The organism is Streptomyces sp. NPDC018610, from assembly GCF_044391765.1.
Classification (GTDB): Bacteria; Actinomycetota; Actinomycetes; order Streptomycetales; family Streptomycetaceae; genus Streptomyces.
The window spans coordinates 623,050-649,874 of record NZ_JBISAL010000001.1; the positions used below are offsets into that span (position 1 = coordinate 623,050).

At 72.3% G+C, this 26,825-nt stretch carries 26 protein-coding genes; 17 read left to right on the plus strand and 9 right to left on the minus strand.

Annotation, left to right across the window (positions count from 1 at the left end):
* Positions 1 to 6 precede the first annotated feature (6 nt).
* Complete coding sequence (locus ACH5A8_RS02815; RefSeq protein WP_398998246.1) at positions 7 to 690, minus strand: pirin family protein; 684 nt, start codon at positions 688 to 690, stop codon at positions 7 to 9.
* Between the two features lie 98 nt (positions 691 to 788).
* On the opposite strand from ACH5A8_RS02815, the gene fasR reads away from it, so the two are divergent.
* The 5 genes from fasR (at position 789) to ACH5A8_RS02840 (ending at position 5,755) form a co-directional block, all read left to right on the plus strand.
* Positions 789 to 1,994, plus strand: coding sequence for a fatty acid biosynthesis transcriptional regulator FasR (fasR, locus tag ACH5A8_RS02820; RefSeq protein WP_398997208.1), 1,206 nt, complete (start codon positions 789 to 791; stop codon positions 1,992 to 1,994).
* Between the two features lie 89 nt (positions 1,995 to 2,083).
* Positions 2,084 to 3,001 (plus strand): ACP S-malonyltransferase, encoded by a 918-nt coding sequence (locus tag ACH5A8_RS02825; protein ID WP_398997210.1) that lies wholly within the window; start codon positions 2,084 to 2,086, stop codon positions 2,999 to 3,001.
* Between the two features lie 28 nt (positions 3,002 to 3,029).
* The gene (locus tag ACH5A8_RS02830; protein WP_398998248.1) at positions 3,030 to 4,061 is read left to right on the plus strand and encodes a ketoacyl-ACP synthase III; all 1,032 of its coding nucleotides are present in this window, start codon (positions 3,030 to 3,032) and stop codon (positions 4,059 to 4,061) included.
* Between the two features lie 77 nt (positions 4,062 to 4,138).
* The gene (locus tag ACH5A8_RS02835; protein WP_398997212.1) at positions 4,139 to 4,387 is read left to right on the plus strand and encodes an acyl carrier protein; all 249 of its coding nucleotides are present in this window, start codon (positions 4,139 to 4,141) and stop codon (positions 4,385 to 4,387) included.
* An 87-nt stretch (positions 4,388 to 4,474) separates the two neighbouring features.
* Positions 4,475 to 5,755 carry a beta-ketoacyl-[acyl-carrier-protein] synthase family protein gene (locus tag ACH5A8_RS02840; RefSeq protein ID WP_398997214.1) on the plus strand — a complete coding sequence of 427 codons (1,281 nt, stop codon included), beginning with the start codon at positions 4,475 to 4,477 and terminating at the stop codon, positions 5,753 to 5,755.
* A 72-nt stretch (positions 5,756 to 5,827) separates the two neighbouring features.
* On the opposite strand, the gene ACH5A8_RS02845 is transcribed toward ACH5A8_RS02840, so the two are convergent.
* Positions 5,828 to 6,322, minus strand: a complete 495-nt coding sequence (locus tag ACH5A8_RS02845; RefSeq protein ID WP_398997216.1) for a DUF3145 domain-containing protein — start codon at positions 6,320 to 6,322, stop codon at positions 5,828 to 5,830.
* A gap of 255 nt (positions 6,323 to 6,577) precedes the next feature.
* Between ACH5A8_RS02845 and ACH5A8_RS02850 the strand changes: the two genes are divergently transcribed.
* Entirely contained in the window at positions 6,578 to 7,477 is a 900-nt protein-coding gene (locus tag ACH5A8_RS02850) for an SGNH/GDSL hydrolase family protein (RefSeq protein WP_398997218.1), read from the plus strand.
* A gap of 22 nt (positions 7,478 to 7,499) precedes the next feature.
* Positions 7,500 to 8,477: an aldose epimerase family protein gene (locus ACH5A8_RS02855; protein ID WP_398998250.1), complete on the plus strand. Its 978-nt coding sequence runs from the start codon at positions 7,500 to 7,502 to the stop codon at positions 8,475 to 8,477.
* A gap of 171 nt (positions 8,478 to 8,648) precedes the next feature.
* Here ACH5A8_RS02855 and ACH5A8_RS02860 read toward each other — a convergent pair whose 3' ends face one another.
* Positions 8,649 to 9,038 (minus strand): RidA family protein, encoded by a 390-nt coding sequence (locus tag ACH5A8_RS02860; RefSeq protein WP_398997221.1) that lies wholly within the window; start codon positions 9,036 to 9,038, stop codon positions 8,649 to 8,651.
* Positions 9,039 to 9,049: 11 nt separating this feature from the next.
* Positions 9,050 to 9,886 carry an NAD(P)-dependent oxidoreductase gene (locus ACH5A8_RS02865; protein WP_398997223.1) on the minus strand — a complete coding sequence of 279 codons (837 nt, stop codon included), beginning with the start codon at positions 9,884 to 9,886 and terminating at the stop codon, positions 9,050 to 9,052.
* 49 nt (positions 9,887 to 9,935) lie between these two features.
* Between ACH5A8_RS02865 and ACH5A8_RS02870 the strand changes: the two genes are divergently transcribed.
* Complete coding sequence (locus ACH5A8_RS02870) at positions 9,936 to 10,907, plus strand: LysR family transcriptional regulator (protein WP_398997225.1); 972 nt, start codon at positions 9,936 to 9,938, stop codon at positions 10,905 to 10,907.
* Here the strand turns inward: ACH5A8_RS02870 and ACH5A8_RS02875 are convergent.
* The 3 genes from ACH5A8_RS02875 to ACH5A8_RS02885 form a co-directional block, all read right to left on the minus strand.
* On the minus strand, positions 10,879 to 11,763 hold the full coding sequence (locus ACH5A8_RS02875) for an EI24 domain-containing protein (protein WP_398997227.1): 885 nt from the start codon (positions 11,761 to 11,763) through the stop codon (positions 10,879 to 10,881). The two genes, ACH5A8_RS02870 and ACH5A8_RS02875, sit on opposite strands and share 29 nt — an antisense overlap.
* Positions 11,764 to 11,919: 156 nt before the next feature.
* Complete coding sequence (locus ACH5A8_RS02880; RefSeq protein WP_398997229.1) at positions 11,920 to 12,339, minus strand: organic hydroperoxide resistance protein; 420 nt, start codon at positions 12,337 to 12,339, stop codon at positions 11,920 to 11,922.
* 169 nt (positions 12,340 to 12,508) lie between these two features.
* The gene (locus ACH5A8_RS02885; protein WP_398997231.1) at positions 12,509 to 13,531 is read right to left on the minus strand and encodes an NADP-dependent oxidoreductase; all 1,023 of its coding nucleotides are present in this window, start codon (positions 13,529 to 13,531) and stop codon (positions 12,509 to 12,511) included.
* 158 nt (positions 13,532 to 13,689) lie between these two features.
* On the opposite strand from ACH5A8_RS02885, the gene ACH5A8_RS02890 reads away from it, so the two are divergent.
* Complete coding sequence (locus ACH5A8_RS02890) at positions 13,690 to 14,124, plus strand: MarR family winged helix-turn-helix transcriptional regulator (RefSeq protein ID WP_398997233.1); 435 nt, start codon at positions 13,690 to 13,692, stop codon at positions 14,122 to 14,124.
* Positions 14,125 to 14,685: 561 nt separating this feature from the next.
* On the opposite strand, the gene ACH5A8_RS02895 is transcribed toward ACH5A8_RS02890, so the two are convergent.
* The gene (locus ACH5A8_RS02895; RefSeq protein ID WP_398997235.1) at positions 14,686 to 15,483 is read right to left on the minus strand and encodes a hypothetical protein; all 798 of its coding nucleotides are present in this window, start codon (positions 15,481 to 15,483) and stop codon (positions 14,686 to 14,688) included.
* A 201-nt stretch (positions 15,484 to 15,684) separates the two neighbouring features.
* Between ACH5A8_RS02895 and ACH5A8_RS02900 the strand changes: the two genes are divergently transcribed.
* The 8 genes from ACH5A8_RS02900 to ACH5A8_RS02935 all read left to right on the plus strand — a co-directional run bounded on the left by ACH5A8_RS02900 (position 15,685) and on the right by ACH5A8_RS02935 (position 26,228).
* Positions 15,685 to 16,848 (plus strand): mandelate racemase/muconate lactonizing enzyme family protein, encoded by a 1,164-nt coding sequence (locus ACH5A8_RS02900; protein ID WP_398997237.1) that lies wholly within the window; start codon positions 15,685 to 15,687, stop codon positions 16,846 to 16,848.
* On the plus strand, positions 16,845 to 17,882 hold the full coding sequence (locus ACH5A8_RS02905; protein ID WP_398997239.1) for a zinc-binding dehydrogenase: 1,038 nt from the start codon (positions 16,845 to 16,847) through the stop codon (positions 17,880 to 17,882). Before ACH5A8_RS02900 ends, ACH5A8_RS02905 begins: the two co-directional genes overlap by 4 nt.
* Before the next feature lie 121 nt (positions 17,883 to 18,003).
* Complete coding sequence (locus tag ACH5A8_RS02910; protein WP_398997240.1) at positions 18,004 to 18,972, plus strand: hypothetical protein; 969 nt, start codon at positions 18,004 to 18,006, stop codon at positions 18,970 to 18,972.
* Positions 18,973 to 19,186: 214 nt separating this feature from the next.
* Complete coding sequence (chvE, locus tag ACH5A8_RS02915) at positions 19,187 to 20,296, plus strand: multiple monosaccharide ABC transporter substrate-binding protein (RefSeq protein ID WP_398997243.1); 1,110 nt, start codon at positions 19,187 to 19,189, stop codon at positions 20,294 to 20,296.
* A 42-nt stretch (positions 20,297 to 20,338) separates the two neighbouring features.
* Entirely contained in the window at positions 20,339 to 21,898 is a 1,560-nt protein-coding gene (gene mmsA, locus ACH5A8_RS02920; RefSeq protein WP_398997245.1) for a multiple monosaccharide ABC transporter ATP-binding protein, read from the plus strand.
* Complete coding sequence (gene mmsB / locus ACH5A8_RS02925) at positions 21,895 to 23,139, plus strand: multiple monosaccharide ABC transporter permease (protein WP_398997247.1); 1,245 nt, start codon at positions 21,895 to 21,897, stop codon at positions 23,137 to 23,139. The genes mmsA and mmsB overlap by 4 nt, the downstream gene beginning before the upstream one ends.
* Positions 23,140 to 23,192: 53 nt before the next feature.
* Positions 23,193 to 24,347, plus strand: coding sequence for an aldose epimerase family protein (locus ACH5A8_RS02930; protein ID WP_398997249.1), 1,155 nt, complete (start codon positions 23,193 to 23,195; stop codon positions 24,345 to 24,347).
* 102 nt (positions 24,348 to 24,449) lie between these two features.
* Positions 24,450 to 26,228, plus strand: coding sequence for a pyridoxal phosphate-dependent aminotransferase (locus ACH5A8_RS02935; protein ID WP_398997251.1), 1,779 nt, complete (start codon positions 24,450 to 24,452; stop codon positions 26,226 to 26,228).
* A gap of 48 nt (positions 26,229 to 26,276) precedes the next feature.
* Here ACH5A8_RS02935 and ACH5A8_RS02940 read toward each other — a convergent pair whose 3' ends face one another.
* Entirely contained in the window at positions 26,277 to 26,753 is a 477-nt protein-coding gene (locus tag ACH5A8_RS02940; RefSeq protein WP_398997253.1) for an RrF2 family transcriptional regulator, read from the minus strand.
* Between the last annotated feature and the right edge of the window lie 72 nt (positions 26,754 to 26,825).

Consider the following 26,825-nt stretch of genomic DNA (forward strand, 5'->3'; position numbering starts at 1 on the left):
GCGCCGTCACCCGGCGCCGGCCCGCGTCCCCTCGTCCTCCCCCGCCATCTCCCACACGATCAGCTCCGAGGCCGCGGCCGCCTCCGCCCGCTCCCCCGCGGCGTCCGTGATCCGCGCCGCGTCCCCCGGCCCCAGTTCCTCCCCGCCGAGCCGCACCCGGCCGCGCACGACGTGGACGTACACATGGGCGGCGGCCGGGAGGACCGCCTCCTCGCCCGCGCCGAGCCGGCGGACGCGCAGGACCGCGCCGGCCCGCGGGACGGCGTACGGCGCCAGGTCGGCGAGGGCGCGCACGACCTCGTGGCGGGGCTCGCCGCCGTGTTCCCGGGGCGCCAGCCACATCTGCACGAAGACCAGGGGCGCCGAGCCGTCGTTGCGCTCGACGTGGCGGACGCCCGCCGCGGCGGACAGGTACTGGACGTCGCCGGGGCGCACCACGCTCTCGCGTCCCGTGGAGTCGCGGTGGGTCAGCTCGCCCTCGACGACCCACGTGACGATCTCGGTGTGGCTGTGCGGGTGCTCGTCGAAGCCGGCGCCGGGCGCCAGGCGCTCCTCGTTGCACGCGATCAGCGCGCCGAAGCGCAGGTTGCCCGGGTCGTAGTGGGGGCCGAAGGAGAAGGCGTGCCGGGTGGTGATGCCCGCCGCCTCGTCGCCGCCCTCGTAGCGCTCCGCCGCGCGCCGCACGTCCATGGTCACGGGGACACCGTAGCCCCGGCCTCCGCGCCGCCCGCCGCCCATCCCGGACCCGGCGGCACGTACGTGCGTCCGGATAAGGCAGTCTTGTCCCCGTGCCCGAACCCGAATCCCGTAACGCCGAAGCCGCAGCGCGCCCCGTCCATCCGCATTCCGCGACCCTGAGACGGCTGGAGAAGTCCTCCGGGTCGCTGGCCGCCCAGGCCATCGCGCGGATGGACGAGACGCTGCCGTGGTACCGGGCCATGCCCCCGGAGAACCGTTCCTGGATCGGGCTGGTGGCGCAGGCCGGCATCGCGGCCTTCACCGAGTGGTTCCGGCGCCCCGACACGCCTCAGGCCATCTCCACCGACGTGTTCGGCACCGCTCCGCGCGAGCTGACCCGGGCGATCACCCTGCGCCAGACCGTGGAGATGGTGCGCACCACGATCGAGGTCATGGAGTCCGCCATCGACGAGGTGGCGGCGCCCGGCGACGAGTCGGTGCTGCGCGAGGCGCTGCTCGTCTACGCGCGGGAGATCGCGTTCGCCACCGCCCAGGTCTACGCCCAGGCCGCCGAGGCACGCGGTGCCTGGGACGCCCGGCTGGAGTCGCTGGTCGTGAACGCCGTGCTCAGCGGGGAGGCCGACGAGGGGGCCGTGTCCCGGGCCGCCGCCCTCGGGTGGAACTCGCCCGACCACGTGTGCGTGGTGCTCGGGACGGCGCCCGACGGGGACTCCGAGCTGACCGTGGAGGCCATCCGGCGGGCCGCCCGGCACGCCAAGCTGCAGGTGCTGACCGGGGTGCTCGGCGACCGGCTGGTGGTGATCGCGGGCGGCAACGACAACCCGCTCGCCGTGGCGAAGTCGCTGATCGGCCCGTACGCGGCGGGGCCGGTGGTGGCCGGGCCGATCGTGCCCGACCTGCTCGCCGCGACCCGGTCCGCGCAGGCCGCGGCGGCCGGGCTGAAGGCGTGTTTCGCCTGGCAGGACGCCCCGCGCCCGGTGCTGGCGGACGACCTGCTGCCGGAACGCGCCATCGCGGGCGATCCGGGCGCGCGGGAACAGTTGGTAGAGGAGATCTACAGACCGCTGGAGGAGGCCGGGTCCGCGCTCCTGGAGACGTTGAGCGTCTATCTGGAGCAGGCGAGCAGCCTGGAGGGCGCGGCCCGGATGCTCTTCGTTCACCCGAACACCGTGCGCTACCGGCTCCGACGTGTGACTGACGTCACCGGCTGGTCCCCGTCCGATGTACGATCCGCGTTCACGCTGAGGATCGCCCTCATCCTGGGGCGGCTGGCCGATGGAGATCCCCAGGCCTGACGTTTTGTCGGGGGTCCACAAAACCCCTTCGTGTTCTTCGTCCCTGTCCCCACGGGCGGCCACGCCCGTCCCCAAGAGAGAGTGTGAGAGTGCTCGTACTCGTCGCTCCCGGCCAGGGTGCCCAGACGCCCGGCTTCCTGACCCCCTGGCTCGAACTGCCCGGCGCCGCCGACCGTGTGGCCGCCTGGTCGGACGCCATCGGACTCGACCTCGTCCACTACGGGACGCAGGCCGACGCGGACGCGATCCGTGACACCGCGGTGGCCCAGCCGCTGCTGGTGGCCGCCGGAATCCTGTCGGCCGCGGCACTCGGTGACGTGGCACCGGACGCCGTCGCCGGCCACAGCGTCGGCGAGATCACCGCGGCCGCCTTCGCGGGCGTGCTGAACGACACCGCCGCGCTGACCCTGGTGCGCCGGCGCGGCCTGGCGATGGCCGAGGCCGCCGCGGTCACCGAGACGGGCATGTCGGCGCTGCTCGGCGGCGACCCCGAGGTGTCCGTCGCGCACCTGGAGAAGCTCGGCCTGACCCCGGCGAACGTCAACGGCGCGGGCCAGATCGTGGCCGCCGGGACCATGGAGCAGCTCGCCGCGCTGGCCGAGAACCCGCCCGAGGGCGTGCGCAAGGTCGTGGCGCTGAAGGTGGCGGGCGCCTTCCACACCCACCACATGGCGCCCGCCGTCGAGAAGCTGGCCGAGGCGGCGAAGGCGCTCGCGCCCGCCGACCCGAAGGTCACCTACGTCTCCAACAAGGACGGCCGGGCCGTCACCGGTGGCTCCGAGGTCGTCGAGCGGCTGGTCGGCCAGGTCGCCAACCCGGTCCGCTGGGACCTGTGCATGGAGACGTTCAAGGCGCTCGGCGTCACCGCCCTGATCGAGGTGTGCCCCGGCGGCACGCTGACCGGTCTCGCCAAGCGGGCGCTGCCCGGCGTCAGGACGCTGGCGCTGAAGACCCCCGACGACCTCGACGCGGCCCGCGAGGTCATCGCCGAGCACGCGAACGCCTGACGCCCGAAGGAGCCGACCGAAGATGCCGATGTCGAAGATCAAGCCCAGCAAGGGCGCCCCGTACGCCCGCATCCTCGGCGTGGGCGGTTACCGGCCCACCCGGGTGGTGCCCAACGAGGTGATCCTCGAGAAGATCGACTCGTCCGACGAGTGGATCCGCTCGCGCTCCGGCATCGAGACCCGGCACTGGGCGTCGCCGGAGGAGACCGTCGCGGCCATGTCGATCGAGGCGTCCGGCAAGGCGATCGCGGACGCCGGGATCGAGGCGGCGCAGATCGGCGCGGTGGTCGTCTCGACCGTCTCGCACTTCAGCCAGACCCCCGCCATCGCCACCGAGATCGCCGACCGGCTCGGCACCGACAAGGCCGCCGCCTTCGACATCTCGGCGGGCTGCGCCGGCTTCGGCTACGGCCTCACCCTCGCCAAGGGCATGGTGGTCGAGGGCTCGGCCGAGTACGTGCTGGTCATCGGCGTGGAGCGGCTGAGCGACCTGACCGACCTGGAGGACCGGGCCACCGCCTTCCTGTTCGGTGACGGCGCCGGCGCGGTCGTGGTCGGCCCCTCCCAGGAGCCGGCGATCGGCCCGACCGTGTGGGGGTCGGAGGGCGACAAGGCCCAGACGATCAAGCAGACCGTCTCCTGGGACCGCTTCAGGATCGGCGACGTGTCCGAGCTGCCCGTGGACAGCGACGGCAACATCAAGTTCCCTGCGATCACGCAGGAGGGCCAGGCGGTGTTCCGCTGGGCCGTGTTCGAGATGGCGAAGGTCGCCCAGCAGGCGCTGGACGCGGCCGGGATCACCTCGGACGACCTGGACGTCTTCATCCCGCACCAGGCCAACGTGCGGATCATCGACTCGATGGTGAAGACGCTGAAACTGCCGGAGCACGTCACGGTCGCCCGCGACATCCGCACCACCGGCAACACCTCGGCCGCCTCGATCCCGCTCGCGATGGAGCGGCTCCTGGCGACCGGCGAGGCGAAGAGCGGCGACACCGCGCTCGTCATCGGCTTCGGGGCGGGTCTCGTCTACGCCGCGACGGTCGTTACCCTCCCTTAGGCACTCCGTGCCGGATCACGCGTCCGGTACGGGAAGCACTGCCCCACCCTCTGGAACATCAACGAAGGAGCGCCGACATGGCCGCCACTCAGGAAGAGATCGTCGCCGGTCTCGCCGAGATCGTGAACGAGATCGCCGGGATCCCCGCCGAGGACGTCCAGCTGGACAAGTCCTTCACCGACGACCTGGACGTCGACTCGCTGTCCATGGTCGAGGTCGTCGTCGCCGCCGAGGAGCGCTTCGACGTGAAGATCCCCGACGAGGACGTCAAGAACCTCAAGACGGTCGGCGACGCGACCGACTACATCCTCAAGCACCAGGCCTGATCCGCCGATCACTGCCTTGGGCTGACTGCCCCGCCACCCGGCGGTGGCGCCGTTTGAATCCTCGCATCCGTTGGAGAAAGAATTCCCGTGAGCTCGACCAATCGCACCGTGGTCGTCACCGGTATCGGCGCAACCACACCGCTGGGTGGCGACGTGGCCTCCACCTGGGAAGGCCTGGTCGCCGGCAGGTCCGGCGTCAAGCCGCTCACCCAGGAGTGGGCCGCCGAACAGGCCGTGCGCATCGCGGCCCCGATCGCCGTTGAGCCGACCGAGGTCATCCCCCGGCCGCAGGCCCGCCGTCTGGACCGCTCGGCGCAGTTCGCGCTGATCGCCGCCCAGGAGGCGTGGAAGGACGCCGGTTTCACCGGCAAGGCCGGTGAGGACGGCAGCGACGGCGCCGTCGACCCCGACCGGCTCGGCGCGGTCATCGCCTCCGGCATCGGCGGCGTGACCACCTTGCTCGACCAGTACGACGTGCTGAAGGAGAAGGGCGTACGCCGCGTCTCCCCGCACACCGTGCCCATGCTGATGCCGAACGGCCCCTCGGCCAACGTGGGCCTGCTCGTGGGCGCCCGCGCGGGCGTGCACACCCCGGTCTCCGCCTGCGCGTCGGGCGCCGAGGCCATCGGCTACGCCATCGAGATGATCCGCACCGGCCGCGCCGACGTGGTCGTCGCCGGCGGCACGGAGGCGGCCATCCACCCGCTGCCGATCGCCGCGTTCGGCAACATGATGGCGATGTCCAAGAACAACGCGGACCCCGAGGGCGCCTCGCGCCCCTACGACGTCGGCCGGGACGGCTTCGTCCTCGGCGAGGGCGCCGGTGTGCTCGTGCTGGAGTCCGCCGAACACGCCGCCGCGCGCGGCGCCCGCGTCTACGCGGAGGCGGTCGGCCAGGGCATCTCCGCCGACAGCCACGACATCGTGCAGCCCGAGCCGGAGGGCCGCGGCATCTCGCACGCCCTGCACAACCTGCTGGACCGCACCGACCTGGACCCGGCCGAGATCGTGCACGTCAACGCGCACGCGACCTCGACGCCGGCCGGTGACGTCGCCGAGCTGAAGGCGCTGCGCAAGGTCTTCGGCGACGACGCCGACCACATGGCGGTCTCCGCGACCAAGTCGATGACCGGTCACCTCCTCGGTGGCGCGGGCGGCGTGGAGTCGGTGGCGACCGTGCTGGCCCTGTACCACCGGGTGGCCCCGCCGACCATCAACGTCGAGAACATCGACCCCGAGGCCGAGGCGAACGCGGACGTGGTCCGCGGCGAGGCCCGCAAGCTGCCCGCCGAGGGCAGGATCGCGGCGCTGAACGACTCCTTCGGGTTCGGCGGCCACAACGTGGTGCTGGCGTTCCGTACGGTCTGAGCGCACTGAACGGCGTCGGCCCGGACCCCCGGTGGGGTTCGGGCCGACGCCGTTCGTGGTGTGCGGGGCCGGTCAGACCACCTGGTGGAGCCAGCGGACCGGGGCGCCCTCACCCGCGTAGCGGAACGGCTCCAGCTCGTCGTCCCAGGGCTTGCCGAGGAGCTTGGCGATCTCCGCCTCCAGGTCCGTCTCCCCGCCCTGGGAGCGGGCGAGGGCGGCGCGCAGACGGTCCTCGGGGATGAGGATGTCGCCGTGGATGCCGGTGACGGCGTGGAAGATGCCGAGGTCGGGGGTGCAGCTGTAGCGCTCGCCCTCGGCGGTGGCGCAGGGCTCGGCGGTGACCTCGAAGCGCAGCAGCTGCCAGCCGCGCAGCGCGGAGGCGAGCTTGGAGGCGGTGCCGGCCTGGCCCTGCCAGGAGAACTCCGAGCGCCAGGTGCCGGGCGCGGCGGGCTGCCGGATCCAGTCGAGGCTGACGCGCGTGCCGAGCACCCCGGCGACCGCCCACTCGACATGCGGGCACAGCGCGCGCGGCGCGGAGTGCACGTACAGAACTCCACGTGTCGTCACCGGGACCTCCGGGCAGAGCGGGACAGGGGGCGGGCGGGCAGCGGTGGCGCGACGGCCACGTTGATGGCGAGGCTACCGTGCGACGGGGCAAGGAGTGTGACGTACCGTCGGTCCTGGTGCCAGGAAACCCCCGTCATTCACCCATGGGGACGCTTGTACGGGTGTGCGCCGTCACATCGGACGGGCGCGGGAACTCCCACGCGTTCTCATGGAGGGGACCGGACCACCGCTGGACGACCGAGGGGAACACCAGGGATGCGGAAGCGAAGCCACCGTTCGTGGGCCGCGCACGCCGTCGTGGCGGCGGCCGTGCTGACCGCCGCGGGCTGCGACGCCGTCGGTGGGGGCGCCTCCGGCCGGGGCGACACCGGGGCGCGGGCGGGTCGCGCCTCCGCCTCGCCGACCCCCCGGTGGGACACCTCGCCGGACTCGGTCGCGGCGGTGGGCGACTCCATCACGCGCGGCTTCGACGCGTGCGCGGTGCTGACGGACTGTCCGGAGGTGTCCTGGGCGACGGGCAGCGACGCCGCGGTCGACAGTCTGGCCGTACGGCTGCTCGGGGCGGCCGGGGCGGCGCAGCACAGCTGGAACCACGCGGTGACCGGGTCCCGGATGCGGGACCTGAAGGCGCAGATGGACAAGGCGGTGGTGCACCGGCCGGAGCTGGTGGCGGTGATGGTCGGCGCCAATGACGCGTGCCGCTCCTCCACGGCCGAGATGACGTCCGTGGCCGACTTCCGCAGCCAGTTCCAGGACGCGATGAACACCCTGCGCCAGACGCTGCCGAAGACGGAGGTGTACGTCTCCAGCGTGCCGAACCTGAAGCGGCTGTGGTCCGAGGGGCGTACGAACCCGCTCGGCAAGCAGATCTGGAAGCTGGGCATCTGCCCGTCGATGCTGGGCGACGCGGACGCGCTGGACGGGGCGGCGACCGCGCGGCGCGAGACCGTGCAGGCGCGGGTGGTGGCGTACAACAAGGTGCTGGCGGACGTGTGTGCGAAGGATCGCCGCTGCCGCTTCGACCACGACGCGGTCTTCGACTACCGCTTCGGCACGGACCAGCTCAGCCACTGGGACTGGTTCCACCCGAGCCGCAACGGCCAGGCGCGGCTGGCCGAGATCGCCTACCGCACCGTCACGGCCACGTCCCCGTGACCTTAAGGTTCTCCGCATGAGCATGAGCGAAATTTTCGGCAGACTTTACGACGGAACCCCGGTGCACCGCTGGACGCTGGAGCGGGCCGGAGTGCGGGTGCGGGTGCTCTCGTACGGCGGGATCGTGCAGTCGGTCGAGGTGCCGGACCGGGCCGGGCGCACCGCGGACGTGGTGCTGGGCTTCCCCGCTCTGGAGGGCTACGTCGCGCACCCCGAGCCGTTCCTCGGCGCGCTGGTCGGCCGGTACGCCAACCGGATCGGCGGGGCCGCCTTCCCGCTGGACGGCCGGACGTACGCGCTCGCGCCCAACGACGGGCCCAACTCGCTGCACGGCGGAGCGAACGGCTTCGACAAGCGGGTGTGGGAGGCGACGGCGGTGGAGCACGGGGTGCGCCTGGCCCGTGTCTCCCCGGACGGCGAGGAGGGCTTCCCGGGCCGGCTGGAGGTCTCGGCGACGTACACGCTGGACGCGTCGGGCGCGCTGCGCATCGCGTACGAGGCGGTCACGGACGCGCCGACGGTGGTCAACCTGACCAACCACACGTACTGGAACCTCGGCGGCGCGGGCTCCGGCCCGGCCGGCGGCCACGAACTGCGGCTCGCCGCCGCCCGGTACACGCCGGTCGACGGCGCCCTGATCCCGACGGGTGAACGGGCCGAGGTCGCCGGCACGCGCTTCGACCTCCGTGCTCCGCGCGAGGTGGGCACCGGGTTCGACCACAACTACGTCCTCGACAAGGGTGTGACGGCCGCTCCCGAGCTGATCGCCGAGTTGCGCGACCCGGCCTCCGGGCGGGTGCTGACGGTGGCGACGACCGAGCCTGGCGTCCAGCTCTACACCGCCGACCACCTCACCGACCCGTTCGCGCCGAACGCCGGGATCGCCTTGGAGACCCAGCACTTCCCGGACTCGCCCAACCGGCCGGAGTTCCCGAGCACCGAGCTGAGGCCGGGCGAGGTGTACCGCTCGGAGACGGTGTACGGGTTCTCGGTGCGCTAGGGCCTCTCGCCCAGGGGCGGGCGGTTCCGGTTCCACGAGCCCCGGTCCATGGGGTCAGGTCCTCGGACCGGGGCTGTTCGCGGGGGGAACTCGTCCCTGTCCCGACGGTAATCGGCGGGCTGCCGCGGTGAGCGGTGATCGGCCTTCCGGCCGCAAGCTCGTACGAACCCTTCACAATCCGGCGGGCACCGCGGCGACCACTTCCACCTCGATCCGCGCCTCGGGGCGGAACAGGCGGGGCACCTCCATCGTCATGCTGGTGGGCGGGGTGCCGGTGAGGTACTGGCGCCGGACCGCGCCGTAGGCGGCGAGTTCGCCGATGTCGGTGAGGTAGGTGCGGATGCTGATGACGTGTTCCAGTGTGGCGCCGTGCGCCTTCAGGAGCGCCGCGATGATCTCGAACACGCCGTGGCTCTGCTCGGTGATCGTGTCCCCCTCGGCGATCTGACCGGAGAGGAACAGCAAGGCGCCGCCGTCGGCCTGTTCGACGCGGGCGACCTGGGAGTAGTACGGCGTGAGGGGCTGGGGGGCGTCGGCAGGGTCGCCGAGGGTGATCCGCACGGTGCGCTCTCCTATCGACGTGTGCCGCTGAGGCGGGTGGCGGTGCGGGAGATGTCGGCCCCGGCGAGCCCGGGCTCTTCGGCCGCGGCCTTCCGGTACTGGTCCGACACGGCCCGCACGACGGGGAGTTCGGCCGTGCCGGTGGCGAGGTCGAGGTCCTTCACCGCCAGCGCGGTCGCGAAGTGGGCGCCCTCGGCACGGGCCCGGGCCACCGCGCCGCCGAGCGGGCCGGCCGCGAGGGCGGTGCGCGCGGTGTCCTCGTCGAGGCCGAGCGCGTCGGCGAGCCGCAGCGCCTCGGCGACGAGCCCGACGCCGCCGATCGCCGCGGTGTTGAGGACCAGTTTGAGGGCGGCACCGGAACCGGACGGGCCGGTGCGGGTGACGGTGCCGAGGGTGGCCAGTACGTGGTCCACGCCGGCCGTGTCGCCGCCCGCGAGGATGTCGAGCCGGCCGGTGGCGGCCCGGTCGGTGCTGCCCACGACCGGGGCGTCGACCAGTGTCGCCCGGTCGCCGGCCCGGGAGGCGAGCGCGCGGACCGCTTCCGGTCCGACGGTGGACATGTCGATCCAGTGCGCTCCGGCCGGCAGTGCCGGCAGGGCGGCGTCGGCGACGGCGGCGAGGGCGGCCGGATCGGCGAGCATCGTGATCACCACGTCGGCGTCGCGTACGGCGTCGGCCGGGGAGGCGGCGGGCCGGGCGCCCTCGGCGACGAGCTCCTCGGCCTTCGCCGCCGTGCGGTTCCAGACGGTCAGCGGGTGACCGGCGGCCAGCAGCCTGCGGGCCATGGGGACGCCCATGCGCCCCAGCCCCAGGAAGGCGATCTTCACGGTCTTGTCGGTCTTCTGCATGCCGTCGACGCTAGATCGGTCCGCGGGATGCGACCAGCGAATGTCTAGCATGACTGCCATGTCGAATACGCATGGCGGTGCGGAGGACGGCCTCGGCGCTCTCCCCGATCTGTCCACCGTCTGGGTCCGGGTCTTCCTCGAGGTCGCCCGGCACGGGTCGTTCACGGTGGCCGCGCGGAACCTGGGCTGGACGCAGTCGGCGGTGTCCCGGCAGATCTCCGCGCTGGAGTCGGCGCTGGGCGGCGGCCCGCTGTTCGACCGGCTGCCGCGCGGGGTGCGGCTCACGGAGGCCGGCCGGACGTTCGTCGCGCACGCGGAAGCCGTCGCCGGGTCGTTGCACGCGGCCGTGCGCGACCTGGCGGCGCTGCGCGAGGTGGCGGGCGGGCGGGTGCGGTTCGGGGCGTTCAGCACGGCCGACGCGGCGCTGGTGCCGTGGGCCCTGGCCGCCTTCCGCGCCCGCTATCCGGAGGTGCGCACCTCCCGCGAGGAGGGTCTCACCCCGCGGCTGCTGGAGCGGCTGTCCGCCGGGCGCCTGGACCTGGCGGTCGTCTCCACGACGCAGGGCGCCCCGATGGAGGCGTATACGCTGCACCACCTCCTCGACGAGCCGCTGTACGTCGCCGTGCCCGCCGGGCACCCGCTGACCGGCGAGCCCGGCCCCGTGCGCCTGTCCCGGCTCGCCGACGCCGACTGGGTCTCGGGCAGCGCGCGGCCCGAGGGCACGCTGCTCGACGCGGCCCTGCGCCAGGGATTCCGGCCGCGCGTCGCGCACGTCGTCGCCGACTGGACCGCCAAACAGGGTTACGTCGCCGCAGGGCTGGGCGTGGCGCTGGTGCCGGCGCTGGCCGTCGCGTCCGTACGGCCCGACGTGGCCCTGCTGCCCGTGCACCCGGAGGACGTCCCGTGCCGGGCGGTGTACGCGGCGACCGTACGGGGGTGGTCGCTGTCGCCGGCCGTGCGGGCGTTCCTCGGCGTGCTGCGGGAGGCGGCGGTCAGCGTGACGGGTGCGGGGTCCCGCTGACCGCGCCGTCCGCGTCGTCCGTACGGTCCGCTGCCGCGCGGGCCGCGTCCTCGGGGTCCGTGTCCGTGCGGGCCGCGTCCCCGGGGCCGGGCGTCGTGTCCGGCTCGCCCGTCTCCTCGGAGAGCAGGTCGCGGGCGAGCAGGGTGGCCCCGGCGACCGCGCCCGGCATGAGGAACACGGCGACGAACGGCACCAGGAAGGCCAGTCCCAGCGGGGTGCCGAAGCCCCAGACCAGTGTCCTGCGGGAGCGCAGGAGGGCGAGGCGGGCACGGAGGTCGACGTCGCGGCGCTGGAGGGCGACGGCGGTCAGTTCCTCGGTGAGGAAGAAGCCGGTGACGAAGAAGCCGATCACCGGGATCACCGTCTGGCCGACGACCGGCAGGAAGCCCAGCGCGAAGAGCAGCACGCCCCACAGCGCGGCCCGCACGACGACGCGGAGGCTGTCGCGGGCGGAGATCCACAGCTCGCGCCAGAGCGGCAGACCGGACTCGGGCGCGGCGCCGTCCGGGGAGACGTCCCGGTCGACCTGCTCGGAGATGCTCTCGTAGAAGGGCTGGCCGATCAGCAGGGTGACCGCGGTGAAGGTGACCACGGCGAGCAGCAGTCCGAGGGCGAACAGGACGGCGGTGAGGAAGCCGCGGAAGAGGCCGAGCCAGGGTCCCGGCCAGCCGTCGGCGAAGGGGGTGGCCCAGGCGACGGCGTCCTCGCCCCACAGGGCGAGCGCGATCAGCGCGGCGGCGTACAGGACGAGGGTGATCAGCCCCGGGAGCAGGCCGAGGCCGTACGCCCTCCTGTTCCGGGCCACCCATCGCTGGCCCTTCAGCAGATATCCGAAACCCACCCCGAGATCACGCATGGGGCCACTGTAGCGAGGCCCCGCCGGCGCCCCGACGGCCCGCTTCGGCCGCGCACGACGGAGGCCAGCGCCGCGCATGACGGAGGCCAGCGCCGCGCATGACGGAGGCCGCGTCCCACGTCCAGGGATGCGGCCTCCGTCCGGGAAACGATCGGTTCAGGCCAGCGTCACGGTGATGTTGCCCCGCGTCGCCTTCGAGTACGGGCACACCTGGTGGGCCTTCTCGACCAGGCTCCTCGCGGTGGCGGCGTCCACGTTCGGGATCTCGGCCGAGATCTCGACGATGATGCCGAAGCCGTCCTCGTTCCTGCCGATGCCGACCTTCGCGGTGACGGTCGAGCCGGTGATGTCGGCGCCCTCCTCGCGGGCGACGACGCCCAGGGCGCCCTGGAAGCAGGCGCTGTAGCCGGCGGCGAACAGCTGCTCGGGGTTGGTGCCGGCGCCGCTGCCGCCCATCTCCTTGGGCGGGTTCACGACCACGTCGAGCTTGCCGTCGTCGGTGGCGACCCGGCCGTCACGGCCGCCCTCGGCGGTGGCGACCGCGGTGTACTTCACGTCGGACTGCTGGATGGGCATACGGTGCGTTCCTCCTCGTTCCGTCGTGACTCGCGCCCACGATCACGATGGTTTCGGAATGAAGTTACCGCATGCCGGAATCACAGTGAAGGTGGGCGGTTGAGTGGGGGTGACAGGGGGGTGGTGGGGGGTGGTCGTGGGGGGTGGTGGGGGGTGGGGAAGTGGTGGCTCAGAGTTTGACGATCATTTTTCCGGTGTTGTCGCCTCGCAGCACACCGAGGAACGCCTCCAGGGTGTTCTCGACGCCCTCGACGACCGTCTCGCGGTACTTCAGCTCACCCGAGCGCACCCACGGGCCGACCTCCCTCACGAACTGCGGCTGGAGGTCGTAGTGGTCCCCCACGAGGAAGCCCTCGATGCGGCCGCGGGTCTGGATCAGCCGGGCGAGGTTCTTCGGGCCGGGGGCGGGCTCGGTGTTGTTGTACACCGAGATCGCGCCGCAGATCGCGATGCGGCCGTGAAGGTTGAGGGCGCCGACGGCGGCCTCCAGGTGGTCGCCGCCGACGTTGTCGAAGTAGACGTCGACGCCGTCGGGGGCGGCGGCGCGGAGCTGCTCGGACACCGGGCCGTTCTTGTAGTTGAACGCGGCGTCGAAGCCGTACTCGTCCGTCAGCAGCTTCACCTTCTCGTCGGAGCCCGCCGAGCCGATGACGCGGGAGGCGCCCTTGAGCTTGGCGATCTGCCCGACCTGGCTGCCGACCGCGCCGGCCGCGCCGGACACGAAGACGATGTCGCCCTCCTTGAAGGAGGCCGTGCGCAGCAGGCCCGCGTAGGCGGTCAGGCCCGTCATGCCGAGCACGCCGAGGTACGTCGACAGCGGTGCGGCCTCCGGGTCGACCTTGACCGCCTGCGAGGCGTCCACGGCCGCGTACTCGCGCCAGCCGCCGAAGTGCAGGACGTGGTCGCCCACGGCGATGTTCTCCGCGTTCGACACGACGACCTCGCCGACGGCCCCGCCCAGCATGGGCTGGTTCAGCTCGTACGGTGCCGCGTAGGACTTGGCCGCGGACATCCTGCCACGCATGTACGGGTCGACGGAGAGGTACTCGTTGCGGACGAGGACCTGGCCTTCGCCCGGCTGCGGAAGCTCGGCCTCCACCAGGGCGAAGTCCTCGGGCTTCGGCCAGCCGACCGGGCGGCTGAGCAGGTGCCATGCACGGCTGACGGCAGGGAGGGTGGGGGTGTCGGACACGGTGGCGCCTCTCGTCGGTACGGGCGGGGTGGGGACCCGCCAGGGAGCTGCTGGGGGGCCGGTGGGGCCGGCCCCCGGTGCCGAGATTACTTCAGCACCTGAAACAACCATGCGCCTGAATATTTCAGGATGTCAAGCAACCGGGTACCCTGGGCCGTATGGCCCATTCCCCGAACGCCCGCCGCCCTGATGCCGTGACCATGGAGGTCGTCGAGCTCATCGGGGACGTCGTGGCCCGGTTCTACGAGGACTACGAGGAGGCGGCCGGCGAGCACGCGCTGACCGGGGCGCAGGCGCGGTTGCTGAGCCTGTTGTCGCTGGAACCGCTGCCGATGCGGAAGCTGGCGCAGAAGCTGAAGTGCGAGCCGTCGAACGTGACCGGCATCGTCGACCGGCTGGAGGTGCGGGGGCTGGTCGAGCGGCGGCCCGATCCGGCGGACCGGCGGGTCAAGCTGGCGGCTGCCACTGAGGAGGGGCGTCGGGTGGCGCGGGAGCTGCGGGAGGGGTTGCGGTTCGCGCGGGAGCCGCTGGCGGGGCTCACGGATGAGGAGCGGGTGGCGCTGCGGGGGTTGTTGCGGAGGATGTTGGGCTGAGGCGGGGGCCGCGGCTGCGGTGCGGTTTGGGGTGCGGGGTGGTCGCCCTGCGGTGCGGTGTCGCGCCTGCGATGTGGTGCGGTCGCCTTGCGGTGCGGTGTCGCGCCTGCGGTGTGTGTGGGGGCGCCTGCGGTGCGGTGTCGCGCCTGCGGTGCGTGTGGGGCGCCTGCGGTGTGTGGGGGGTCGGGGCCGTGGTGGTGCGTCCAGCCCGCCGCACACGGACGTACGGCCCTGAGTCGTGGTCGGTGGGGTAGGTGGGGACCGCAGTACGCGGCGGGCTTTGGACGCACCACCACGGCCCGCTCCCGTCGTCTCGCGGCTGCGGGGCTGGGGGGCTGCGCCGTGGGGGTGGCCCGCTCCCGTTGGCTAGCGGGTGCGGGCCGTGGGGGCGACGCGCGCTGGGGCCCGCTCCCGTTGTCTCGCGGGTGTGGGGCGTGGGGGGCGCGTGAAGGGGGTGGCTGCTGGCCTTGGCCGGCGGGTGCGGATTGGGGGTGCGGGCCCAAGAGTTCGCTCGCGTTGGCCGGGGGGTGCGGGTTGGGGGTGCCTGCGGTGTGAGGCTTGTCAGGTGCACCACCACAGGAAGCGTTCGCAGGTGTGGGTCGGGGTGGGCTCGGGGGGCTGCGGGGACTGGGGTGGGTCGGATTGCGGAGGGGGCGTCGGCTGGAGGGTCTGCGGGGTTGTCGGGGTCGCTTCGCCGCCCGGGCCCGTCACCGCTCCCGCGCCCTCGCCCGTCGTCCTGCCCGGCGCCGAGGACGGCGACTGCCCGGGGGTGCCCGTGCCGCTCTGTCCCGGTGTCGGCGTTCCGTCCGACGCCGAGGCGGACGGTGAGGCGGAGGTGGAGGACGAGGCCGACGCGGGGTGTGCGGTCGTGGTGCCGGCGGAGGTGTCGCCGACCGGTCGGGCCGTCGGGGTCGTGCCGGGAGCCGCCGTGGAGCCGTCGGCCGTCTCGCCGCCCGCCACCGCCGGGCCCGGGTCGGAGAAGCCGGGCAGGCCCGGCGCGTCCACGCCCAGTTCGGCGAGGCTCAGGCCGCCTGCCGCCAGGACGAAGCCGGTGGCTATCAGGAGGGTCCGGCGGCGGCGTCTGCGATGACTCGCCGCCTTGCGGTCCCGCCGGCTCGCCGTCGCTCCCGAGTCCGCCGCCGTGGCGCCTCGCCCGCGCCCCTGTGCCCGGCGGCGGTCGGCCCGCCGCGGAGGGCGCCCGGGGGTGTCGTCGGGCTCCGCATCGACCTCGAACTCATTTGCTATGTCAGGAGGTTGGGGCTCGGTCGGATCCACCGGGAGTGCTTCGGCCGGGGTGCCGCATCCTGGACACAGGAGGGCGCCGTTGAGGTGCCGTCGGCACGGGTGGCAGTAGTTCATGACGCGGGAAGACTAGGTTCCGGGCGGGCGGCGTTCCTAGGGGCGACTGTGAAGGTTCCGTGGGGGATCGAAAGAGCTCTCGAAAGGTTTGCCGAAACCGTTATGTGTCGCCCCCATTGACACCCCCCTCGCGCCGTCCTTACTGTCTCGCCAACATTTCGAACGTGTGACGAAATCTCGAACAGCTGAGGGGCAACTGCCGTGCGCATCACCGGAATCAGCACGCACGTGGTCGGGACGCCGTGGCGCAACCTGACCTACGTCCAGGTGCACACCGACGAAGGGATCACGGGAGTCGGCGAGACCCGGATGCTCGGTCACACCGACGCGCTGACCGGCTATCTGCGGGAGGCCGAGGCCAATCACATCCTCGGCTCCGACCCGTTCGCCGTGGAGGACCTGGTCCGCCGGATGAAGTACGGCGACTACGGCCGCGCGGGCGAGATCGTGATGTCCGGCATCGCGGTCGTGGAGATGGCCTGCTGGGACATCAAGGGCAAGGCGCTCGGCGTCCCCGTCTGGCAGCTGCTGGGCGGCAAGGTGACCGACAGGGTGAAGGCGTACGCCAACGGCTGGTACACCACCGAGCGGACCCCCGAGGCGTACCACAAGGCCGCGCAAGGCGTCATGGAGCGCGGTTACCGGGCCCTGAAGATCGACCCGTTCGGCACCGGTCACTTCGAGCTGGACCACGAGCAGACCCTGTACGCCGTCTCGCTGATCGAGGCGGTGCGCGACGCGATCGGCCCGGACGCCGAGCTGATGCTGGAGATGCACGGCCGCTTCTCCCCCGCCACCGCCGTGCGGCTGGCCCGGGAGATGGCGCCGTTCGCGCCGGCCTGGCTGGAGGAGCCGTGCCCGCCGGAGAACCTGAAGGCGCTGGAGAAGGTCGCCGCCAAGGTGGACCTGCCGGTGGCCACCGGTGAGCGCATCCACGACCGGATCGAGTTCCGCGAGCTGTTCGAGAGCCAGGCCGTCGACATCATCCAGCCGGACGTCGGCCACATCGGCGGCATCTGGGAGACCCGCAAGCTCGCCGCCACCGCCGAGACCCACTACATGCTGGTCGCCCCGCACAACGTCGGCGGCTCCGTGCTCACCGCTGCCTCCCTCCAAGTCGGCTTCAGCACCCCCAACTTCAAGATCCTGGAGCACTTCAACGACTTCGCGGACGCGGAGATCAAGAAGGTGGTCAAGGGCGCCCCGCAGGTCGATCCGGCGGACGGCTGCTTCCACCTGAGCGACGCGCCGGGGCTCGGCGTGGAGCTGGACACGGACGCGGCGGCCGAATTCCCGCAGCAGCAGGCCCGGTTCGATCTGTGGGCCGAGGGCTGGGAGACCCGCCGGCCGAAGGGGACCAAGTGAGCGCGCCGGCCGGGGGGTACGCCGGGAGCACCGGTGTCGAGGTCGTCGTGGAGGCGGCCGGTGCGCACCGTCTCGCCGGGCACACCCCCCGGGAGCCCGGGCCGGGTGAGGCCCTGGTCGCCGTGCACGCCGTGGGCGTCTGCGGCAGCGATCGCGAGGTGTACCAGGGCAACCGGCCCGAGGGGTACGTCCGTTACCCGCTCGTGCCGGGCCACGAGTGGTCCGGCACGGTGCGGGCGGTCGGCGCCGGGGTGCACGCGGACCTGGTGGGCCGCAAGGTGGTCGGCGAGGGATTCCGCAACTGCCAGGTGTGCGACCACTGCCACGCGGGCGCGACGACGCTGTGCGAGGCGGGTTACGAGGAGACCGGCTTCACCCGGCCCGGCGCGATGGCGGCCACGCTCACCCTCCCGGCCCGGCTGCTGCACGTCCTGCCGGACGACGCCGACCTGACCGCAGCGGCGCTGCTGGAGCCGGCCGCCTGTGTGGCCGCCGCCGCGCTGAAGGCGAACGCCCGGCCGGGCGAGCGGGTCGCGGTGGTCGGCACGGGGACGCTCGGCATGTTCGCCGTGCAGTTCCTCAGGGCCGTCTCCCCGGCGCGGCTGCTGGTGGTCGGCGCGCGCGACGACCGGGCGGCACTGGCCCGGCGGTTCGGCGCGGCCGACTTCCGCACCGCGGACGAGGAGCTGCCGGGCGGTTTCGACGTCGTCGTGGAGGCCGCCGGGGCCGCCGACTCGGCCCGCGCCGCCGCCGCGCTGTGCCGGCGGGGCGGGCGGCTGGTGCTGACCGGTCTGCCGGCGGCGGGCGCGGCCGGGCTCGACCCGACCGACCTGGTGGTACGGCAACTGGAGGTGCACACCGTCTTCGGGGCGCCGCCGCACGCGTGGGCGCACACGGTGCGGATGTTCGCCGCCGGGCTGCTCGACCCGCTGCCGCTCGTCACCCACGAACTCCCGCTCACCGAGTTCCCGTACGCCATCGAGCTGGTCGGGTCCGGCGACCCGAAGGTCGGGAAGGTGCTGCTCCGGCCCTGACCCGCCCCGGTCGCGGTGCGCGCCGACGGCACCGCGACCGGCCGGGCCCTTTTCACACCCTGAGCCACGAACGATGTCCGAGATTTCGGACGGAGTGGCTCGTCGAACCGAAGGACAGCTTGTGACCGACGCTTTCGCCCCGGCGGTCCGCCGGCCCGGTGAGCAGGTGCTCACCGCGCTCGGACTGGCGGCCCCCGCCCTCGACCCCGCCGACGCCTCTCCGCACGCCTTCCCCGGAGGCGGCCGCTGGCGCACCGAGATCCCCTCGTGCGAGGGGCCGGAGGCGCTGGCGGTGGTCCTCAAGGAGTCCTCGCGGCTCGATGTGCCGATCCACCGGATCAGCCAGGGCAGCGGGGTGTGGATGCTGACCGACGCCGAGATCACCGAGATGGTCGAGGCGACCGGCGAACGCGACATCGAGCTGTGCCTGTTCACCGGGCCGCGCGGCACCTGGGACACCGGCGGCTCGGTGCGCTCCGACTCACGCGGGGCGGGGCTGCGCGCCCGGGGCCACGACGCGGTCGCCGGATGCGTCGAGGACGCCGTACGGGCGACCGAGCTGGGCGTGAAGTGCCTGCTCGTCGCGGACGAGGGCGTGCTGTGGACGCTGCACCGGGCGCGCACGGCCGGCATCCTCCCCGCCGACACCACGCTCAAGGTCTCCGCGCTGATCGGCCCGGTCAACCCGGCCTCGTACGCCGTCTACGAGCAGCTGGGCGCCGACTCCGTCAACGTGCCCAGCGACCTGACGCTCGATCACCTCACCGAGATACGGCGGGTGTCGGCGGCGCCCATGGACATGTACATCGAGGCGCCCGACGACCTGGGCGGCTACGTGCGGATGTACGAGGTGGCCGAGCTGATCCGGCGGGGGGCGCCCCTGTACCTGAAGTTCGGCCTGTCCAAGGCGCCCGGCATCTACCCGTACGGCCACCAGATGCGCGAGGTGACCCTGGCGACGGCCCGGGAGCGGGTGCGGCGCGGACGGCTGGCGCTGGATCTGCTGGAGCGGCACGGGGCGGGCGGCGACATGGCCCCGCTGGGGTCCCGACTGCCGGGCGCGCTCCGCCGGTTCGGAACACCGGCATAACGTTCCGGAAACTGCGCTTCACAGAAGCCGACACAGCCGCGCACAATCCCACACAACCGTTCTCGGTCCCCCACCGCTCCACCCGCTGAGCACCCCCCGGCACCGCACCGGACCGCCTCACGGCCCCACCGCACCGCCGGTACCGCGCCGCACCGCCCCCGCACTTCACGCGCACCACCGGACCCACCCCGCACCCACCTCAAGGATGACGACCATGCGCAACCGCAGAGCCGCACTCGCCATGACGGCCACCGCCGCGTCCCTCGCCCTGACGCTGTCCGCCTGCGGGCAGAACAGCGAGGGCGGCAGCAAGGAGGACAAGGACAGCTCGAAGGCGGGCGGCACGATCGGCATCGCGATGCCGACCAAGTCCTCCGAGCGCTGGATCTCCGACGGCAAGAACGTCGTCAAGGATCTGCAGGCCAAGGGCTACAAGACCAAGCTCGTCTACGGCGAGGACAACCCGGACACCCAGGTCTCGCAGATCGAGAACCTGATCACCCAGGGCGTCAAGGGCCTGATCATCGCGGCCATCGACAACAAGTCGCTGAACAACGTGCTCCAGGAGGCCGCGGACGCCAACATCCCGGTCATCTCCTACGACCGCCTGATCCTCGGCACCAAGAACGTCGACTACTACGCCTCCTTCGACAACGAGAAGGTCGGCGAGCTCCAGGCCGGTTACATCGTGGACAAACTGGGCCTGAAGAACGGCAAGGGCCCCTTCAACATCGAGCTGTTCGCCGGCTCCAACGACGACAACAACACGAAGTACTTCTTCAACGGCGCGATGAGCGTGCTCAAGCCGTACCTCGACAGCAAGAAGCTGGTCGTCCGCTCCGGTCAGACCGCGCTCAACCAGGTCACCACGCTGCGCTGGGACGGGGCCACCGCCCAGAAGCGCATGGACGACGTCCTGACCTCCTCCTACAAGAGCCAGCGCGTCGACGCGGTCCTCTCGCCCTACGACGGCATCTCCATCGGCGTGCTGTCCTCGCTGAAGTCCGACGGCTACGGCTCCGGCAGCAAGCCGCTGCCCGTCATCACCGGCCAGGACGCCGAGCTGGCCTCCGTGAAGTCGATCATCGCCGGGCAGCAGACGCAGACCGTCTACAAGGACCTGCGCAAGCTCGCCGACGTCGCCTCGAGCATGGTCGACGACGCGCTGAAGGGGAAGAAGCCGCAGGTCAACGACACCAAGTCGTACGACAACGGCACCAAGGTCGTCCCCGCCTACCTGCTCCAGCCGGTCAGCGTCGACAAGTCGAACTACGAAGAGGTCCTGGTCAAGGGCGGCTACTACACCGACGCCCAGCTCAAGTAGCCCACCGCTCCCACCGACCGCACACGACTGGAAGGCACGACCATGGCGGGACCCGTCCTGGAAATGCGCTCGATCGTCAAGACCTTTCCCGGCGTCAAGGCGCTGTCGGACGTCAACCTGAGTGTCCGTCAGGGCGAGGTCCACGCCGTCTGCGGGGAGAACGGCGCCGGCAAGTCCACCCTGATGAAGGTGCTCTCCGGCGTCCATCCGCACGGCAGTTACGACGGCGAGATCCTCTTCGACGGGGAGCTCTGCCGCTTCAGGGACATCCGGGCCAGCGAGCAGCACGGCATCGTCATCATCCACCAGGAACTGGCGCTGGTGCCGTTCCTGTCCATCGCCGAGAACATCTTCCTCGGCAACGAACACGCCCGGCGCGGTTTCATCGACTGGCACGACACCCTCAAGCACGCCACCGAACTGCTGCGCCGGGTAGGCCTGGACGAGCACCCGGAGACGCGGGTCGCCGACATCGGCGTGGGCAAGCAGCAGCTGGTGGAGATCGCCAAGGCGCTGTCGAAGTCCGTGAAGCTGCTCATCCTCGACGAACCGACCGCAGCGCTCAACGACGAGGACAGCGGCAAACTCCTCGATCTCATCCTGGAGTTGAAGAACCAGGGCATCACCTCGATCATCATCTCGCACAAGCTCAACGAGATCCGCAGGGTCGCCGACTCGGTGACGATCCTGCGCGACGGCCGCACCATCGAGACCCTGGACGTGAAGGCCGCCGGGACCACCGAGGAGCGGATCATCGCGGGCATGGTCGGCCGCGACCTCGACCACCGCTTCCCCGAGCGCACCCCGCACCAGGCGGAGGAGGGCGCGGCCCCGGCTCTGGAGATCCGCGGCTGGACCGTGTTCCACCCCATCGACCAGCAGCGCAAGGTCGTCGACGACGTGTCGATCCAGGTGCGGCGCGGGGAGATCGTCGGCATCGCCGGGCTGATGGGCGCGGGCCGCACCGAACTCGCGATGAACGTCTTCGGCCGCACCTACGGCCGGTACGCGGCCGGCACGGTCCTCAAGGACGGCGCCGAGATCCGTACGAAGACCGTCGCCGAGGCGGTCGGGCACGGCATCGCGTACGTCACCGAGGACCGCAAGCACTACGGCCTGAACCTCATCGACACCATCAACCGCAACATCACGCTGACCGCGCTGCGCAAGGTCGCGAAGCGGGGCGTGGTGGACGAGCACGCGGAGCGCCAGGTCTCCGAGGGCTTCCGCACGTCCATGAACATCAAGGCGCCGACCGTCTTCGAGCCGGTGGGCAAGCTGTCCGGCGGCAATCAGCAGAAGGTCGTCCTCAGCAAGTGGATCTTCTCGGGTCCCGACGTGCTGATCCTGGACGAGCCCACGCGGGGCATCGACATCGGCGCCAAGTACGAGATCTACACGGTCATCGACCAGCTGGCCGCGCAGGGCAAGGCGGTCGTCTTCATCTCCTCCGAGCTGCCCGAGCTGCTCGGCATGTGCGACCGCATCTACACCATGTCCGCCGGGCGGCTGACCGGTGAGGTGCCGCGGGCCGAGGCCACGCAGGAGGAGCTGATGCGCCGGATGACGAAGGACACCCAGGATGAAGAGGTAACCCGATGAGCACGGATGTGACCGCCAAGACCCCGGCCCCCGCGCCGCCGGGCGGCAGCGGAGCGGCCGGCGGCGACGGCCTGCTGAGGCTGGTGCTGGGCGGACTGCGCCGCAACATGCGCCAGTACGGCATGCTGATCGCGCTCGGTCTGATCGTCGTCCTCTTCGAGGTCTGGACCGGCGGCGACCTGCTGCTGCCGCGCAACGTCTCCAACCTGGTCCTGCAGAACAGCTACATCCTGATCCTCGCGATCGGCATGATGCTGGTCATCATCGCCGGTCACATCGACCTGTCGGTGGGCTCGCTCACCGCCTTCGTCGGCGCGTTCGCGGCCGTGCTCACCGTGCAGCACGGGATGTCCTGGCCGATCGCGCTGGTGCTGTGCCTGCTGGTGGGCGCGGCGGCCGGATCCGTACAGGGCTTCCTGATCGCGTATCTCGGCATACCGTCGTTCATCGTCACCCTCGCCGGGATGCTGCTCTTCCGGGGCCTGACAGAGATCCTGCTCAAGGGGCAGACCCTCGGCCCGTTCCCGGACGGTCTGCAGAAGATGGGCAACGGCTTCCTGCCCGAGGCCGGCCCGAACACCAACTACCACAACCTCACCCTGCTCCTCGGCATCGTCCTGATCGCCGCCGTGGTGTGGCAGGAGGTGCGGGCCCGCCGCCGGCAGCGGGAGTTCACCCTCGACGTGGTGCCGGTGAAGCTGTTCGCGCTCAAGCTGGTCGCCCTGGTCGCCGCGATCCTCGCCCTGACCCTGCTGCTCGCCAGCTACAAGGGCGCGCCGATCATCCTGATCATCCTGGCCGCGCTGGTGGTCGGCTACGGCTACGTCATGCGCAACGCGGTCTTCGGCCGGCACATCTACGCGATCGGCGGCAACCTGCCGGCCGCGAAGCTGTCCGGTGTGAAGGACAAGCGGGTCACCTTCCAGGTGTTCCTGAACATGGGCGTGCTCGCGGCCCTGGCGGGCCTGGTGGTCGCCGCCCGGCTGAACGCGGCCTCGCCGAAGGCGGGCGTCAACTTCGAACTGGAGGCGATCGCCTCCTCGTTCATCGGCGGCGCCTCCATGAGCGGCGGTGTGGGCACCGTCCTCGGCGCGATCATCGGCGGTCTCGTCCTCGGCGTGCTGAACAACGGCATGAACCTCCTCAGCGTCGGCACCGACTGGCAGCAGGTCATCAAGGGCCTCGCCCTGCTGGTGGCGGTCGGCTTCGACGTGTGGAACAAGCGCAAGTCCGGTTCGTAGGTCAGCTCGGGCCCCGCCGCGCGGCGGGGCCCCTCCTCTTCAGGGAGCCGCACGTGGAACTGAACAGACGCACGGTCCTCACCGGCGCGGCGGCGGGCGTCGCCGCCACCGCCTTCGGCGGAACGGCTCAGGCCGCCGCGCCCTCACCGGGCCGCGGGCCGGTACGGGAACCCTTCGGCACCCTCGCCGACGGCACCAAGGTCCACCGCTGGAGCCTGGAGAACGGCGGCACCCGCCTGAAGGTCCTCTCCTACGGCGGCATCGTCCAGTCACTGGAGATCCCCGACCGCCACGGCCGCCACGCCAACGTGTCCCTCGGCTACGACGACCTGGCCGCCTACGTCGCCGGCACCACCTTCTTCGGCGCCACCATCGGCCGCTACGGCAACCGCATCGCGAACGGCCGCTTCACCCTGGACGGCCGCACCTACCAGCTCTCCGTCAACGACGGCGTCAACAGCCTGCACGGTGGCGCGAAGGGCTTCAACACCAAGGTGTGGGACGTCGAGCCGTTCACCTCGGGCTCCGACGTCGGCCTCCACCTGCACTACGTCAGCGTCGACGGCGAGATGGGCTACCCCGGCACGCTGCGCACCAAGGTGACGTACACCCTCACCCGGCACGGCGACTGGCGCGTCGACTACACGGCCACCACCGACCGGCCGACCGTCGTCAACCTCACCAACCACACCTACTTCAACCTCGCCGGCGAGGGCAGCGGCAGCGTCCTCGACCACGAACTGTGGCTCGCCGCCGCCCGGTACACCCCCACCGACCAGGGCCTGATCCCCACCGGCGAACTGGCGCCCGTCAAGGGCACCCCCTTCGACTTCTCCCGCGCCAAGCCGATCGGCCGCGACATCCGCGCGGCCCACCCGCAGATCGTCACCGCCAAGGGCTTCGACCACAACTTCGTCCTCGACAAGGGCGTCACCGCCCGTCCGGTACACGTGGCGACCCTGCGCGACCCGTCCTCCGGACGCACCCTGGAGATCGCCACGGACCAGCCCGGGGTGCAGTTCTACTCGGGCAACTTCCTCGACGGCACGCTCGTCGGCCCCTCCGGCCGCACCTACCGCCAGGGCGACGGACTGGCGCTGGAGACCCAGCACTTCCCGGACTCCCCGAACCACCCGTCCTTCCCGTCGACGGTGCTGCGCCCCGGGCAGACCTACCGGTCGACGACGGTCCATTCGTTCGGCGCCTGAGGACACCGCGTACGGACGGCCGTTGAACACCGCGACCGCCGCCGCCGTATCTGTGGGCGGTCCGTGCTCCCCCGCACGGGCCACCCACAGACGGAGGTTCCCTTGGCCGGCGACGTCACCTCGCTCTTCCGCGGCACGGGGGCGCACAGCCCCTCGATGGCGGCGCTGACGCGGGAGAGCGGCGACGGGGCGAGCGGCCCGGTGGACTTCTGCATCCCGTGCAACCCGTACTTCCCCACCCCCGCCATGTTCGACGAGCTGGCGGCAGGGCTGCGCGAGATCATCACCTACTACCCGAGCGACGCCGGCACCGTCACCGCCGAACTGTGCGACCTGCTCCAGCTGCCGCCGCAGTGCGTGGCCATGGGCAACGGCTCCACCGAACTGATCACCTGGCTCGACCACCTCCTGGTGCGCGAGTCCCTCGCCGTCCCCGTCCCCACCTTCGGCCGCTGGACCGACCAGCCCATGGAGACCGGCAAACGGGTCGACATGTTCCCGCTCCAGGAGGCCGGCGGCTTCGCCCTGGACCTCGACCGCTACGCCGAGTTCATCCGCGGCCGCGGCACCCGGACCGCGGTGGTCTGCAACCCGAACAATCCCGACGGCGGCTTCCAGCACAGGCAGGCGCTGGTGCGGTTCATGGACGCCATGGCCGACCTGGACCTGGTCGTGGTCGACGAGTCGTTCCTGGAGTTCGCCGACGCCGAGGACGATCCCAGCGTCGTCCAGGAGGCGATGCTGCGGCCCAACGTGGTCGTCCTGCGCAGCCTCGGCAAGAACTTCGGCCTGCACGGCATCCGCTTCGGCTACCTCGTCGCCAACCCGGCCCTGGCGGCCCGCGTCCGCGCCGCGCTCCCCAAGTGGAACCTCAACTCCCTCGCCGAACACGTGGTGTTCATGCTGAGGGAGCACAGCGCCGAGTACCGGCAGAGCATCGAGCTGGTGCGCCGCGACCGGACGGCGATGGCCGGCCACCTCGCCGCGCTGCCCGGCCTGACGGTCTACCCGTCCCAGGGCAACTTCCTCTTCGTACGCCTGCCCGTGGGCGCCGAGGGCACCGTGGTCCGCGACCGGCTGCTGGCCGAGCACCGGATCCTGGTCCGCGAGTGCGGCAACAAGATCGGTTCCTCCAGCCGCTTCCTGCGGCTCGTGGTGCGCCCCGAGGTGGACGTGCGCCGTCTGGTGTCCGCCCTGGAACAGGTGCTCTACGGGACCAGGAGGGGAGCCGCCGTACCCGAGCCGACGGGCGGGACCGGCTACAGCTCGGGTACGGCGGCGGTGGACCGCCTGGTGAGCCAGACCAACGGGGCGGGACTGCGGGGGGTCGCGGCCGAGGCGGCGGCGCTGCCCCTGGCGCCGGGCTCCGCCCCGGCGAGCGTCCCCGCCGCGCTCCCGGCCGCGGCCTCGGCCGCAGCGCCCGCGGCGCCGGCCGCCATCCCCTACCCGCCCGCGGGTCCGGTCGCCGCCCCCTACCCGCCCCCGGGTCCGGCCGCCGCCCCGGCCCAGCTCCAGCCCCCGTTCCCGGCCCGACTCCAGCCCCCGGCCCCGGCCGTGCCGACGCCCGCGCCCATGCCGGTCGCTCCGGCCGCCGCCGCGGCACCGGGCGGTTACCCGCCCCCCTCACCCGAGCCTCAGTTCCAGCCGCGACTCCAGCCCCCGTTCCCCAGCCCCGCCGCCGCTCCCCTGCTCGCCCCCGGGCTCCAGCCCGTCCCGCAGACCGGGCTGCCGGGCGTCCCGCCGCCCGCGCCCGGCCGCCGCGGCATGCCCGCCGCCGGCGGCCTGACGGCCGCCCAGGTCCGCGGCCGCACCCAGCCGGAACCGGCCCCCCAGCCGACCGGCTGGCCGGCGGCGGGCGGAATGTACGGCCAGGCCGGCTGAACCGTCCGCCCGGCAGCGCGCCGGAACACCCGCCGGCCGCCGCACCGCTCAGGGGTTCTCCCAGGCCTCCGGCTCCGCTGTCAGGGCGCGTACTTCCTCCGGCAGGGCGCCTGCCGCCATGTCCGCGATCGTGACGCCCTCCAGGATGCGGCGGACGTTGGCGCGCAGGGCGATCCACAGGGGGAGCAGGGGCTCCGCCGAGCCGGTGTAGGTCAGGCCGGTGGGGCGTTCGCCGCGCACCGAGACGATCGGGCCGTCGACCGCGCGGATCACGTCCGCCACGGTGATCGCCGAGGACTCCCGCGCCAGGGCGTACCCGCCGCCCCCGCCCCGCCGGCTGGTCACCAGACCCGCGCGCCGCAGGTCGCCGAGGATCCCCTCCAGGAACTTGTGCGGGATGCCCTGTTCGGCGGCGATCGCCTCCGCCTTCACCGGGCCCGCCGGGCCGGTCCGGCCGCCCTCCTGCCGGACGGCCAGTTCCAGAACCGCCCGTACCGCGTAATCCGCCCGTGCCGAGATCCTCATGCGCACATTGTGGCGTCCCGGGCAGTGGAGAATGGCGGCACCCGCGCCCCGTAAGATCCGCCCGGGAGGCAC

Bases quoted from the DNA above. Each gene is read 5' to 3' on its own strand.
- ACH5A8_RS02815 (WP_398998246.1), bottom strand. From the start codon at position 690: ATGGACGTGCGGCGCGCGGCGGAGCGCTACGAGGGCGGCGACGAGGCG.
- ACH5A8_RS02830 (WP_398998248.1), top strand. From the start codon at position 3,030: ATGTCGAAGATCAAGCCCAGCAAGGGCGCCCCGTACGCCCGCATCCTC.
- ACH5A8_RS02835 (WP_398997212.1), top strand. From the start codon at position 4,139: ATGGCCGCCACTCAGGAAGAGATCGTCGCCGGTCTCGCCGAGATCGTG.
- ACH5A8_RS02850 (WP_398997218.1), top strand. From the start codon at position 6,578: ATGCGGAAGCGAAGCCACCGTTCGTGGGCCGCGCACGCCGTCGTGGCG.
- ACH5A8_RS02855 (WP_398998250.1), top strand. From the start codon at position 7,500: ATGAGCGAAATTTTCGGCAGACTTTACGACGGAACCCCGGTGCACCGC.
- ACH5A8_RS02865 (WP_398997223.1), bottom strand. From the start codon at position 9,886: ATGCAGAAGACCGACAAGACCGTGAAGATCGCCTTCCTGGGGCTGGGG.
- ACH5A8_RS02870 (WP_398997225.1), top strand. From the start codon at position 9,936: ATGACTGCCATGTCGAATACGCATGGCGGTGCGGAGGACGGCCTCGGC.
- ACH5A8_RS02875 (WP_398997227.1), bottom strand. From the start codon at position 11,763: ATGCGTGATCTCGGGGTGGGTTTCGGATATCTGCTGAAGGGCCAGCGA.
- ACH5A8_RS02880 (WP_398997229.1), bottom strand. From the start codon at position 12,339: ATGCCCATCCAGCAGTCCGACGTGAAGTACACCGCGGTCGCCACCGCC.
- ACH5A8_RS02890 (WP_398997233.1), top strand. From the start codon at position 13,690: ATGGCCCATTCCCCGAACGCCCGCCGCCCTGATGCCGTGACCATGGAG.
- ACH5A8_RS02895 (WP_398997235.1), bottom strand. From the start codon at position 15,483: ATGAACTACTGCCACCCGTGCCGACGGCACCTCAACGGCGCCCTCCTG.
- chvE (WP_398997243.1), top strand. From the start codon at position 19,187: ATGCGCAACCGCAGAGCCGCACTCGCCATGACGGCCACCGCCGCGTCC.
- mmsA (WP_398997245.1), top strand. From the start codon at position 20,339: ATGGCGGGACCCGTCCTGGAAATGCGCTCGATCGTCAAGACCTTTCCC.
- mmsB (WP_398997247.1), top strand. From the start codon at position 21,895: ATGAGCACGGATGTGACCGCCAAGACCCCGGCCCCCGCGCCGCCGGGC.
- ACH5A8_RS02940 (WP_398997253.1), bottom strand. From the start codon at position 26,753: ATGAGGATCTCGGCACGGGCGGATTACGCGGTACGGGCGGTTCTGGAA.